This window comes from Mesorhizobium sp. M0410 (assembly GCF_040321435.1).
Classification (GTDB): Bacteria; Pseudomonadota; Alphaproteobacteria; order Rhizobiales; family Rhizobiaceae; genus Mesorhizobium.
In genome coordinates, this window is the sequence record NZ_JAMYRN010000032.1 from 35,576 (window position 1) to 47,903 (window position 12,328).

8 protein-coding genes and 2 pseudogenes are annotated in these 12,328 nt (G+C 61.7%); 3 read left to right on the top strand and 7 right to left on the bottom strand.

All coding sequences use genetic code 11. The features are described from left to right. Positions 1-27: 27 nt before the first annotated feature. The 6 genes and pseudogenes from NKI63_RS28295 to NKI63_RS28320 all read right to left on the bottom strand — a co-directional run. Positions 28-2,715: an EAL domain-containing protein gene (locus NKI63_RS28295; protein WP_352508888.1), complete on the bottom strand. Its 2,688-nt coding sequence runs from the start codon at positions 2,713-2,715 to the stop codon at positions 28-30. A 174-nt stretch (positions 2,716-2,889) separates the two neighbouring features. Next, entirely contained in the window at positions 2,890-4,425 is a 1,536-nt protein-coding gene (locus NKI63_RS28300; RefSeq protein WP_352823999.1) for a DHA2 family efflux MFS transporter permease subunit, read from the bottom strand. 304 nt (positions 4,426-4,729) lie between these two features. Then, positions 4,730-5,908: an HlyD family secretion protein gene (locus NKI63_RS28305; RefSeq protein WP_352508886.1), complete on the bottom strand. Its 1,179-nt coding sequence runs from the start codon at positions 5,906-5,908 to the stop codon at positions 4,730-4,732. Continuing rightward, positions 5,905-6,384, bottom strand: coding sequence for a MarR family winged helix-turn-helix transcriptional regulator (locus NKI63_RS28310; protein WP_352508907.1), 480 nt, complete (start codon positions 6,382-6,384; stop codon positions 5,905-5,907). The genes NKI63_RS28305 and NKI63_RS28310 overlap by 4 nt, the downstream gene beginning before the upstream one ends. Before the next feature lie 156 nt (positions 6,385-6,540). After that, positions 6,541-7,232 (bottom strand): annotated as a pseudogene (locus NKI63_RS28315) (LysR substrate-binding domain-containing protein). Between the two features lie 77 nt (positions 7,233-7,309). Next, positions 7,310-7,447: pseudogene (locus NKI63_RS28320) on the bottom strand (LysR family transcriptional regulator); the annotation flags it as partial. 142 nt (positions 7,448-7,589) lie between these two features. Here NKI63_RS28320 and NKI63_RS28325 point away from each other — a divergent pair. After that, the gene (locus NKI63_RS28325; protein ID WP_352508885.1) at positions 7,590-8,978 is read left to right on the top strand and encodes an FAD-binding oxidoreductase; all 1,389 of its coding nucleotides are present in this window, start codon (positions 7,590-7,592) and stop codon (positions 8,976-8,978) included. Positions 8,979-9,015: 37 nt separating this feature from the next. Here NKI63_RS28325 and NKI63_RS28330 read toward each other — a convergent pair whose 3' ends face one another. Next, positions 9,016-9,951: a bifunctional helix-turn-helix transcriptional regulator/GNAT family N-acetyltransferase gene (locus NKI63_RS28330; protein ID WP_352508884.1), complete on the bottom strand. Its 936-nt coding sequence runs from the start codon at positions 9,949-9,951 to the stop codon at positions 9,016-9,018. A gap of 218 nt (positions 9,952-10,169) precedes the next feature. Between NKI63_RS28330 and groES the strand changes: the two genes are divergently transcribed. Next, complete coding sequence (groES, locus tag NKI63_RS28335) at positions 10,170-10,466, top strand: co-chaperone GroES (RefSeq protein ID WP_006203049.1); 297 nt, start codon at positions 10,170-10,172, stop codon at positions 10,464-10,466. 62 nt (positions 10,467-10,528) lie between these two features. After that, the gene (gene groL, locus NKI63_RS28340) at positions 10,529-12,184 is read left to right on the top strand and encodes a chaperonin GroEL (RefSeq protein WP_352649698.1); all 1,656 of its coding nucleotides are present in this window, start codon (positions 10,529-10,531) and stop codon (positions 12,182-12,184) included. The last annotated feature ends 144 nt before the right edge of the window (positions 12,185-12,328 follow it).

Here is a 12,328-nt window from a genome sequence, read left to right on the forward strand (position 1 = left end):
GGCGGAAGCCTGCTGACGACCGATTCGTCAGTCTTTGCGGCCGCCGCCGAGCAATTCCTCGATGTCCTGCGCGCAAACCGGCCTGCTGAAATGATAGCCCTGCATTTCGTCGCAATTGTTCCTGCGCAGGAAAGCAACCTGATCATCTGTCTCAACGCCCTCGGCGATGACCCTCAGGTTGAGATTTTGCCCCAATGAAATCACCGCGCTGGCCACGGCCTGATCGTTCTCGTCGGCGGCGAGATCCTTGATAAAGGACTTGTCGATCTTCAGCCGCGCCACGGGAAAGGTCTTGAGTGCGCTGAGGCTGGAATAGCCGGTGCCGAAATCATCGATCGAGATCTGGACACCCAGGCTTTGCAGGGCGTTCATGGTGGCGACCGCCAGCTCGATATCCTGCATGATAAGGCTCTCGGTCACCTCCAGCTCGAGATACCTGGCCTCCAGGCCGCTGTCCTTCAGCGCGCTGACGATGCGATCGATCAGGTTGCGCTCCCTGAATTGCCGCGCCGACACGTTCACGCAAACGGTCAAGGGCGGCAGTCCCGCGTCTTGCCAGGCTTTGTTCTGCCGGCACGCCTCATGCAGAACCCAGTCGCCGATCGGTACGATCAGACCTGTCTCCTCGGCGGTCGGGATGAACATCGTCGGCATTACCGTGCCAAGCGTTGGATGGTTCCAGCGTATCAGCGCCTCGACCGCAAAAATCCGACCTGACCGAAGGTCCACCTGCGGCTGGTAGAGCAGCGTGAATTCCGAACGCGCCAAGGCGTTTCGCAACTCTTCCTGAAGCACGAATTTTTCATGCGCCCTGGTGTTGAACTCGGGAGCGTAAAACTGGAAATTGTCGCGGCCGAACTCCTTGGCGCGATACATGGCCGCATCGGCATTTGCCAGCAGCGTATCGGGATCCGTTCCATCCTTGGGATAATTGGCAATGCCGATGCTGGCCGTCGCCCGCACCAGATGTGCTCCGAGCCGAACCGGCTCGGCAAGTGCAGCCCTGAGCTTTTGCAACGTCTCGGAAACGAGATCAACGTTCGCCGGCTGGTCGAACAGCACGATGACAAATTCGTCACCGCCAAGCCGCACGACGGTATCGGTCGCCCTTACGCAGTCGACCATGCGACTAGCGACGGTCTTCAGAAGCTCGTCGCCGGCATTGTGGCCGAGCGTGTCGTTGACGAATTTGAAATTGTCCAGATCGATGAACACCACCGTCACCCAGCGATCGTATCGCTGGGCGTACAAGACCGCCTGTGAAAGCCGATCCTCCAACAAGGCGCGATTGGGAAGCCCGGTCAGCACGTCATGGTTGGCCATGAAGTGGATCCGGTCTTCGGCCTGTTTGCGTTCGATGGCGATCCCGGCGATGCGCGTGGTGAAATCGATGAGGCGAGTCTCGGCCTCGGTCGGTTCGCGCACCGTCATCGAATACATCGCAAAGACGCCAAGCACGGCGCCCTGATGCGACAGGATCGGGGTCGACCAGCATGAACGCAAACCGTGCGGCCGCGCGAGTTCGCGATAATCCTGCCAAAGCGGATCGCGCATGATGTCAGCGACGATCACCGGCTCGCGCCGATAGACTGCGGTTCCGCAAGACCCTGCTCCGGGGCCGACCGCGGCGCCGTCGACGGCGTCGGTGTAGTCTCTCGCCAGGCTGGGCGCGGCGGCGTGACGCAAGTGGCTGCCATCCTTGTCGAGCAGCAAGACCGAACCGAATATCCCCGCCAGTTGGGATTCGACCAGACGCATGAGCCGCTCGAGCACATCTTCGAGGGGAGCGCTCTTTGCGATCATCTCGAGGATATGCGCCTGCCCGTCGCGCAGGATTTCGGCCTGCTTGCGCGCAGTGATGTCGCGGGCAATGCCGACGAGGCCGAAAATGTTGTTTTGAACGTTGCGCAACGGCAGTTTCGTCGACAGGAACCATTTGCCGGTGCCTGACGCATCGATGACGAACTCTTCCTCGTCGATCATCGGTTGTCCGTCGCGCATCAGTTGCTGCTCGATGAAGCGAAATTTCTGCGCAAGTTCCGGCGCATGAAGGTCGAAGTCGCTCAGACCGATCATGTCGCTCGTACTGTCCCGACCGCTGTCGGACGCAATGGCTCGGTTCGCGACGACGAAGCGGCTCTCGGTGTCCTTCACCCACATGTAGTCAGGCACCAGGTCGATCAGCGTCTGCAAGGAGATACGCTCGTCAACGACCAAGCGATTGGCGCTGAGCTCGCTGATGTCCTCGTGCGTGGCCACCCAGCCGCCGTCAGGCATCGGTTGATGGCAGACCTGAATTGTCCGGCCATCGGCGAGCTCGGCTGTCCAGTTCCCCGAAGCCGTGCCCGAATTGACTGCCCGGGCCAACCCCAGATAGGCGTCCGCATTCATTGCCGAGGTCCCGACAGCGACGCGCCGCTCGACGATTTCGCGCAGCGCCACACCCGGCTGCAATTGCTCCGGTGCAAGGCGATAGATTTCCGCGTAGCGTCGGTTGCACAGGATCAGCCGTTCATCGGCGTCAAAGAAACAGATGCCTTGCGAGATGTTCTCTATCGCGGTCTGGAACCGCAGTGCCTGGTCCTGAAGCGCCGCAATCGTGGCGCGAAGTTCGCGCTCGAGGACTTCGTACGAGGTAGTCGCCAGTTTTGCCAGCGTCGTCAGATTGGCGGACTCGGGCGCTGCGGCGGTTTGCCTGGATGATTTCGTGGCCAAACACAATTCCTCCCGCTGATGCTTGAGGCAAGCAATGGAGGCTCGCCTTCAACCCAAAAGCGAGTGCATATTGGTCCGGATATACTAATGGCAGGTGAACCTGGCTCAACGCGACGCGACCGGGACAGCCAACGGAAACCTCGAGCCGGTCGCGGTTGCCGTAAGCCCTGAGGCTTAGTCCATATGCGCGGCAGGCGCCCCACCGGCGGGCGGCGCGGCCTTTGGCTTGCGCAGCAGGAAAACAAACGGAATGGCAAGCAGCGTCATCATCATCAGCAGCTTGAAGTCATTGACGTAGGAGATCATCATCGCCTGTACATTGACCATGCGATCCATCAGCGACAGCGCCGTCGGATCGCCGCCCGCCGCTGCCGGCGATGCCGCCCAGAGGTTGGGATTGAACGGATTGATGTAGGCCGAAAGCTCGGCATGGTTGATCTGCGTGTTGCGTACCAGCAAAACCGTCACCACCGACACGCCGATCGACGAGCCAAGGTTGCGCACCAGGCTGAACAACGCCGTGGCATCGGTGCGGAAGCGTGCGTCGAGCGTGGCGAAGGCTACAGTCGACAGCGGCACGAACACCATGCCCATTCCCAGGCCCTGGATGACGCCGGAACTGAGGATCAGCCAGTCGTCCATCTGCGGCGAGAAGCTGGACATCGTGTAGAGCGATTGCGCGGTCAGCAGGAAGCCGATGACCACGAGGATCCTGGCATCGATCCTGTGCATGATCCGCCCGACGAACAGCATCGCGATCATCGTGCCGACACCGCGCGGTCCCAGGACAATGCCGATGGTGAGGGTCGGATAGCCGAAGATGGTCGACAGCATTGGCGGCAGCAGCGACATGCTCGCCAAGATGAGCACGCCCATGACAAAGATGAACGCCAGCCCGGTGACGAAATTGCGATCGAGGAAGATCTTCGGGTCGATAAAGGGGTGCTCCGCCGTCAATGTGTGAATGGTGAACACCCAGAAGCCGGTGATGGAAAGACCGAGCTCGATCCATATCTCGATCGAGGAAAACCAGTCGACCTCGCCGCCGCGATCGAGCATCAGCTGCAGCGCGCCGACACCGAGCGAGAGCATGGTGAAGCCGAAGAAACCGAAGCTGCGCACCCGCCGGGCGACGCTGGGAAGATACGCCGCCATGCCGAGGAAGGCGATGATGCCGACCGGCAGGTTGATGAAGAACACCCAGCGCCAGTTGAAGTTCTCGGTCAGCCAGCCACCCAGCGTCGGGCCAAGGATCGGTCCCAGCATGATGCCGGCGCCCCAGATGGCCATGGCTTGGCCGTGGCGTTCCCTAGGGTTGATGTCGAGCAGGAAGGTCTGCGACAGCGGCACGATGGCGGCGCCGAACACGCCTTGCATGAGCCGGAACAAAACGATGGTCTCCAGGCTCCAGGCGATGCCGCACAGCATGGAGAAGACGGTGAAGCCGACCACGGCCGTCAGGAACAGCTCCTTGCGACCGAAGCGGTCGGCAAGCCAGCCGGTCACCGGCGTCATGATCGCCGCGGCAACGATGTAGGAGGTCAGCACCCAGTTGATGTTGTCGGGGGAGGCGCCGAGATCGCCGGTCATGGTCGGCAGCGCAACGTTGGCGATCGTCGTGTCGAGCGCCTGCATGATCGTCGCAAGCATGAGCGCGACTGTGATCAGGCCGCGCTGCGGTACTTCGCGAAAGGGTTCTGGGCTGCTCATGACGTAAAACTTCCAGCAGGTAACAAAAACGTGTACATTGGGTTTCCGGACGGCGAGGCCCTCGCCGTAGAGAGACCCTCATCGCGGTGGGACGCGAGCATCGATGTGGGGGTTACATCAACTGAGCGTCTCGACAAGCGGGCGCCTGCCGCCCGGAAACCTGAGAACCGAAGATCCTGCGCGGAGTTGTCTGCTCAGGCAGGTTACAGCGCAGCCCGTTTACGCATTCAACTTTTCCTGCGCCTCCTTCGGACCAATCCTGCATCCATCTCACTGTTTGCTATGCGGCCGCTGTTCGGCCTCCTTACTTGGCCTCGCCTGCCGTGGCGCCGCGGAAAATGCTCGGCAGCCCGCGGGAAACGCCGGTGTCCACCGTGACCGTAGCGCTCATGCCGGTGCGCAGCGCCGCCTTGGCGTCGGCATCGGCCAATTCCAGGCGGACCGGAATGCGCTGTGTGACCTTGACCCAGTTGCCGGTGGCGTTCTGCGCAGGCAGCAGCGAGAACTCGGCCCCGGTGCCGGCGCCGATCGCCTTGACGGTGGCTTCGAAGGTCTTGCCCGGATAGGTATCGACTACGATTTCGGCCTTCTGGCCTGGCTTCATGTTGGTGAGCTGGGTTTCCTTGAAATTGGCGTCGACCCAGGTGTCGCCTGTCTCGACCAGCGAAAACAGCGGCGTGCCCGAACCGACATACTGGCCAACCTTGAACGAAGCGGCCTGGCTGATGATGCCGTCGGCAGGCGCCTTGACCTTGGTCTGGACCAGATCGTAGGCCGCCTTGTCGCGTGCGGCGAGCGCCGCCATTACCGTCGGATGCTTGTCGGTTTCGATGTCGGGATTGCCGCCAAGTGCCGCCTTGGCGCTGACGATCCCCTGCTGGGCTACGGCCAGCTGCTGCTTGGCCTTGTCGAGGTCGTTCTTGGCTTCGTCCAGCGACGACTTGGCGTTGATGCCCTTCTGGGCAAGGTCGGCGGCGCGGTCATATTGAGACTGCGCGTACTGGACCTGGCTTTCGTCGGACTTCTCCTGCGCCAGCGCCCGGCTGTAGGCCGCACGCAGTTGCTCGACATTGAGCCGCGCGCCGGCCACCGCCGCGTCGGCCTGGGCCAACGCGATCCGATAGGGCTCGGGATCGATGGCGAACAACACGTCGCCCTGCTTGACAGACTGGTTGTCGAAAATGTCGACCTGAACGATGCGGCCCGCCGTATCGGCGGCTATCGACACCTTGGCCTGCTGCAGATTGGCGTTCTCGGTCTCCTGATAGCGGCCGCCGGTCACCCAGACATAGCTGCCGCCGGCGATCAATGCAGCGGGCAGCACAAACATCAAAAGGAAGCGGCCGGCACGGCGCTTCTTCTTCGGCACCACCGGCGCCGGAGCTACCTGCGGAGCGACCGTCACCGGAGCTGCCGCCGGCTTCGCGGGAGCTTCCATCTCCAGCTTGGCCGCATTCTCATCTAGTTTGGCTACCGCGTTCATGTTGCTGCGCCTTCCGTATTCTTCACTTTTTCCGAGGGCGGCGTCTCACCATCTGCAAGATTCTGCACCATTGTTTCCAGCGCCTTGACCAGGACGCGGCGATCTTCCGGCGAAACGCCGACGAGCGATTCCTCATAGACCTCGCCGGCAAGGCTCTTGACGTGGGCATAGGCCGCGTTCGCCTTGGCGGTCGGGAAAATCATGCGCACTCGCCTGTCCGTTGCGTCGGGACGGCGCTCGATCCAGCCGCCCTCCTCCATTCGATCGACAAGACGCGAGACGCTGATCGGCTCGATTTCGAGAAGCTCGGCAAGCCGCGCCTGCGCGACCCCCGCCTCCTTGGCGACACGTACCAGAAGCCGCCATTGCGCTGAAGAAAGGCCGAAACCACTGGCGCGCGCCTCGAAGCGCTTGCGCATCAGGCGCTGCACGTCGTGGATCAAAAAGCCCAATCTGTCGATGCCGTCGGAAACCATGAGCGACATATATAATAAGCGTGCTCATAATTCAAGGAGCCCGATTGTGCCAGAAGCCGGTAAGTGTGCATGGCAATCGGTGCAGGGCGATCGTGGTTAGCAATTTATTACGCCGGGCGCTTGTGACGAGCATGCGGAAGATCGGCGTTCAGATGCTCAGACTATCGATCTCACCCAGGCGGAAAAGGCTTCGATATGCGCTTGTCGGGGGTGATTGGCTACGCCAGCAAGGTAAAAGCCATAGCCTGGCAGAGAGAGATCATGTGCCTTGACCAGCCTGCCAGCCTCGAGTTCGCCACTGACGACCACATCGCTGCAGATAGCGATGCCTTGGCCTGCCGCTACCGCGTCAATCGCGTGCAGCTCTTCGCGGAAACTCAAGTCCCATGGCCGGTTGGCATTGGGGATGCTGGGATCGATCGAGCGTGCGATCGCCAGCCATCGCTGCCAGGTCGGCGCTTCCGGGTCGCGGTTCGTCCAATTGAAATGGATGAGCGGGTATTGCAGCAGATCGGCGGCGCGCTCGATCTGTCGGTGTCCTCCTGCCAGCAGATCCGGGCTGCATACCGGAAAGAATGCGTCCCGAAAATTTCCTGCGCGGGAACGTCCCGCGGCATCCTGCGCGCATAGCGGATCGCAACGTCGGCGTCACCGGCTTGCAGGTCCAGAACGGCGTCTGTCCCGATGATCTCCAGTGGAATGTTCGGATGCTGTTCGCGCCACTTCGACAGGCGCGGAACCAGCCATCGGCTGGCAAATGCATTTGGGCTCGCACGCGCAACGGACGTTGGCCAACACCGGCCGAGGCTGATGCGATTGCCGCAGCGAAAGCGTCGAAGCCGCTGCAAATTACCGGGAATAGCCGTTCGCCCACGCCTGTGAGCACGAGCGGTCGTGGGCGCCGCCGGAACAGCAGTTGCCCACAGACCTCCTCCAGCAGTCGAATCTGGTGGCTGATGGCCGTTGGCGTCACTCCGAGTTCCGTCGCGGCCTTCCTGAAGCTCATCAGCCTGGCAGCGGCTTCGAAGGCGCGAAGCGATCCGAGCGGCGGAAGTTTTCTCATCCACGCAGTTTAGATGAATTTAGCTCATCCAGCGACTGAGATATTCGATTTTGCAGCGAATGGCGCCGCATGAGATCATTGATCCGACACATGTCGGTGAACGAAAGCGGCCTGTCCAACCGTGCCGGATCGCGAAGGGTCGATGAGCATGTTCAAGCTTATGGATGGTTCCGGGCCGACGTTGCATGCGCCAGATATCGCTCGGCTCAGGCAGGCGATCCGCGGCGATCTGATCCTTCCGGACGACCCTGGCTATGACCAGGCGCGCAGAGTTTGGAATGGCATGGTCGATAAGAGGCCGGCGGCTGTGTTCTATTGCGCCGAATCCAGCGATGTCGTCGCGGCGGTCAACTTCGCCCGATCACAAGGCTTCCTCGTCGCCGTCCGCGCCGGTGGCCATAACGTCGCCGGCAGTTCGGTATGCGACGGCGGCGTGGTGATCGACGTGTCCCGCATGAAGCGGATCGAAGTCGACCCGATCCGCCGTGTTGCGCGCGCAGAAGCCGGCTTGAACCTGGGCGAGTTCGACGCAGCCACACAGGCCCATGGTCTCGCGACGACCATGGGTGTCAACGCGGATACCGGCATAGCCGGACTGACACTCGGCGGCGGGTTCGGCAAGCTTGGCCGCAAACATGGACTGAGCTGCGACAACCTTGTCGCTGTCGAAATCGTGACGGCGGACGGCCGGTTGCTCACGGCAAACGCGGCCGAAAATGCAGATTTGTTCTGGGGCATCCGGGGCGGCGGCGGCAATTTCGGAATAGTCACGACCTTCGAATACAAGCTCCATCCCGTGGGTCCGCTCCTCATCGCGGGATCGATGCTATACCGCTACGAAGAGGCACGCGATGCGATGCGGTTCTATCATGCGTTCTCGAGCGGCGCCCCGGATGAGCTGAGCCTGGATGCAGCACTTGTGACGGCGCCCTCGGGCGAACGCTTCTTCAGCATATCGGCGTGCTACATCGGCCCACTCGACGAGGGCCAGCAAATCATTCAACCTCTGAGAGAATATGGCACGCCGGTTGAGTGCCAGATTGCTCCTGTCCCCTATCTTCAAATTCAATCGGCCGGGGATAGCCTCTTTCCGCGCGGGCGGCGCTACTACTGGAAGGCGCAGTTCATGCGCGAAATCACAGATCAGGCGATCGATGCCATGCTTGCGGCTTACATGACCGCACCCCGCGAGTCGCTTCTGGTCCTGCAGCAGGTTGGCGGCGCCATCTCGCGAGTACCGATGGATGAAACGCCCTATGCCAACCGAGATGCTCTTTACGATTGTTTCCCGATATCGATCTGGGACAATCCGTCTGACGACGAAACGCACATCCGATGGGCGCGTGACCTGTGGGATGCAATGAGACCGTTCTCGACCGGCGGCGTCTACGCCAACAATCTCGGCGAAGAGGGCATTGATCGGGTTCTGGCGGCTTACCGCGAGAATTATCCGAGGCTGGCCGCGCTAAAAAACAAGTATGACCCCACCAATCTCTTTCGCTTGAACCAAAACATTAAGCCTGCGACCTGAGCGACCGCAGGCCGATGCTCGAAATTCTGCGGCGCTGCTATAACTCCAAATTCCAGTTCTGGCCGACCAGGTCCTTGCCGAAGGAATGGTGGCGCTCCTCGTCGGTCAGCTTGAACCCGGCCGCCTCGTAGATGCGGCGCGCCGAGGTGAGCACGTCGTTGGTCCACAGCGTCAGTGTCCTGTAACCCTTGGTTCGAGCAAAGCCGATGCATTCCTCGACCAGCCGCCTGCCGATGCCGAGACCGCGCGCCGAAGGCTCGACATAGAGCAGGCGCAACTTCGCCACCGCGTCCGACTGGCGCACGACGAAGACCGAGCCGACGACCTCCCCTTCCCGCTCGGCGATCCAGCTGCGTTCCCATTTCGGATCGAAGGATTTGACGAAGGCACCAAGGATTTCGGCGACCAGCGCTTCATAGGTTTCGTCCCAGCCATATTCCTGCGCGTAGAGCAGGCCCTGGCGATGGATGATCCAGCCGATGTCGCCGACTTGCAGAGACCGCAGCATATAGGGAACTTTGGGCTCGGCACTTCCGCCCAGCAGACGCTGCACCGTCTGCATGGCCCTGACCAGCCTGTCCTGTTCGGCAGCCGAAAGCCGTTCGAGCAAAGCCGCGACCTGTTCGTGCGAACCCTGGTTCAGCGGCGCGAAGGCCTGCCGCCCGGCCTTGGTCAGCGCGATCGACGAGCGCCGCGCATCCGCCTCGATCGTGGCGCGCTCGACCAGATCACGCTCCTCGAACTTCTTCAGCAGCCGGCTGAGATAACCGGCATCGAGGCCGAGATCGCGCGCAAGCTCGGTGGCGGTCAGGCCATCGCGATGCGCCAGCTCATAGAGCACCCGGGCTTCGGTCAGCGAGAAGTCGCTTTTCAGCAAGCCTTCCTCGAGCAACCCGATCTGGCGGGTGTAGAAGCGGTTGAAGGCCCGCACCGCGTCGATCCGCTCCTTGCCTGGGTGATGATGAATGGTCATGGCATCCTCCTGCCCGGCAAGATCAGCCATTTAGTTGACTTAGTCAAGTATCCGTTTGAAGCAATCGTCCTGAGAATGGTCACCGGGCGTCTTGACTCGCGCGGGCTGCCAGCCTATTTCAGCGCCACGTTAGCACTCCCCCAAGATGAGTGCTAACCACATGTCCGGCGCCGCCGGACGGAGGAACTGTTCTCACCATTCTCATCGAGGAATAAAAAATGGCAAAGTCGAAGTTCCGCCCGCTTCATGACCGCGTGGTCGTTCGTCGGGTCGAATCCGAATCCAAGACCGCGGGCGGGATCATCATCCCCGATACGGCTAAGGAAAAGCCGCAGGAAGGCGAGATCATCGCCGTCGGTTCCGGCGCCCGCGACGAAGCCGGCAAGCTCGTCCCGCTGGACGTCAAGGCCGGCGACCGCATCCTGTTCGGCAAGTGGTCGGGCACCGAAGTCAAGCTCAATGGCGAAGACCTTCTGATCATGAAGGAATCCGACATTATGGGCATCATCGGCTGAATATCGGCCTCACCCTCATTTAAATCTTCGGGCTTAATCCAAGCCCCTGCCAGGAGCTGAAAATGGCTGCCAAAGACGTAAAATTCTCCCGCGACGCTCGTGAGCGCATGCTGCGCGGCGTCAACATCCTCGCCGACGCGGTGAAGGTCACGCTCGGCCCCAAGGGCCGCAACGTCGTCATCGACAAGTCGTTCGGCGCACCGCGCATCACCAAGGACGGCGTTACCGTCGCCAAGGAAATCGAGCTTGAAGACAAGTTCGAGAACATGGGCGCGCAGATGGTCCGCGAAGTTGCTTCGAAGACCAACGACATCGCCGGCGACGGCACCACGACCGCGACCGTTCTGGCGCAGTCGATCGTCCAGGAAGGCCACAAGGCGGTTGCCGCCGGCATGAACCCGATGGACCTCAAGCGCGGCATCGACCTCGCCGTTGCCGACGTCGTCGCGACGCTGATCAAGAACGCCAAGAAGATCAAGACCTCGGAAGAGGTTGCCCAGGTCGGCACCATCGCCGGCAATGGCGATGCTTCGGTCGGCTCGATGATCGCTGAAGCGATGCAGAAGGTCGGCAATGAGGGCGTCATCACCGTCGAGGAAGCCAAGACCGCCGAGACCGAGCTCGAAGTCGTCGAAGGCATGCAGTTCGACCGCGGCTATCTCTCGCCCTACTTCGTCACCAATGCCGAGAAGATGGTTGCGGATCTGGAAGACGCCTACATCCTTCTCCACGAGAAGAAGCTCTCCAACCTGCAGGCCATGCTGCCGATCCTCGAGGCTGTCGTGCAGACCTCGAAGCCGCTGGTCATCATCTCCGAGGACGTCGAAGGTGAGGCCCTGGCGACGCTGGTCGTCAACAAGCTGCGTGGCGGCCTGAAGATCGCTGCCGTCAAGGCGCCGGGCTTCGGCGACCGCCGCAAGGCCATGCTGGAAGACATCGCCATTCTCACCGGTGGCCAGGTCATCTCCGAAGACCTCGGCATCAAGCTCGAGAATGTCGGCCTCAACATGCTCGGCCGCGCCAAGAAGGTGTCGATCTCCAAGGAGAACACCACCATCGTCGACGGCGCCGGCAAGAAGGCCGAGATCCAGGGCCGCGTCGCCCAGATCAAGCAGCAGATCGAGGAGACCACCTCGGACTACGACAAGGAGAAGCTGCAGGAACGTCTCGCCAAGCTCGCCGGTGGCGTTGCCGTGATCCGCGTCGGCGGTGCGACCGAAGTGGAAGTCAAGGAAAAGAAGGACCGCGTCGATGACGCCCTCAACGCGACCCGCGCGGCCGTCGAAGAAGGCATCGTTCCCGGCGGCGGCGTCGCACTGCTGCGCGCCTCGCTGACCATCAAGGCAACCGGTGCCAACTCCGACCAGACCGCGGGCATCGCCATCGTGCGTCGCGCGCTGCAGGCTCCGGCCCGCCAGATCGCGTCCAACGCCGGTGCGGAAGCATCGATCGTTGCCGGCAAGATCCTCGAGAACAAGGGCGCGACCTTCGGCTACAACGCCCAGACCGGCGAATATGGCGACATGATCGCCATGGGTATCGTCGATCCGGTCAAGGTTGTGCGCACGGCTCTGCAGGACGCGGCCTCGGTCGCCGGCCTCCTGGTCACCACCGAAGCCATGATCGCGGAGGCTCCGAAGAAGGAGTCGGCTGGCGGCGGCATGCCTGGCGGCATGGGCGGCGGCGGCATGGGCGGCATGGGCGGCATGGACTTCTAAGAAGTCCATAAAGCACGCCCATGAACTCACGTTGCTCAAGCCCGCAAGCGGGCTTGAGTGGCGGCATGGACTTCTAAGAAGTCCATAAAGCACGCCCATGAACTCACGTTGCTCAAGCCCGCAAGCGGGCTTGAGTGGCGGCAT

Excerpts from the sequence above, each read along its gene's own strand:
- groES (WP_006203049.1), top strand. The coding sequence starts at position 10,170 with ATGGCAAAGTCGAAGTTCCGCCCGCTTCATGACCGCGTGGTCGTTCGT.
- NKI63_RS28330 (WP_352508884.1), bottom strand. The coding sequence starts at position 9,951 with ATGACCATTCATCATCACCCAGGCAAGGAGCGGATCGACGCGGTGCGG.
- NKI63_RS28310 (WP_352508907.1), bottom strand. The coding sequence starts at position 6,384 with ATGGTTTCCGACGGCATCGACAGATTGGGCTTTTTGATCCACGACGTG.
- NKI63_RS28305 (WP_352508886.1), bottom strand. The coding sequence starts at position 5,908 with ATGAACGCGGTAGCCAAACTAGATGAGAATGCGGCCAAGCTGGAGATG.
- NKI63_RS28300 (WP_352823999.1), bottom strand. The coding sequence starts at position 4,425 with ATGAGCAGCCCAGAACCCTTTCGCGAAGTACCGCAGCGCGGCCTGATC.
- groL (WP_352649698.1), top strand. The coding sequence starts at position 10,529 with ATGGCTGCCAAAGACGTAAAATTCTCCCGCGACGCTCGTGAGCGCATG.
- NKI63_RS28325 (WP_352508885.1), top strand. The coding sequence starts at position 7,590 with ATGAGCATGTTCAAGCTTATGGATGGTTCCGGGCCGACGTTGCATGCG.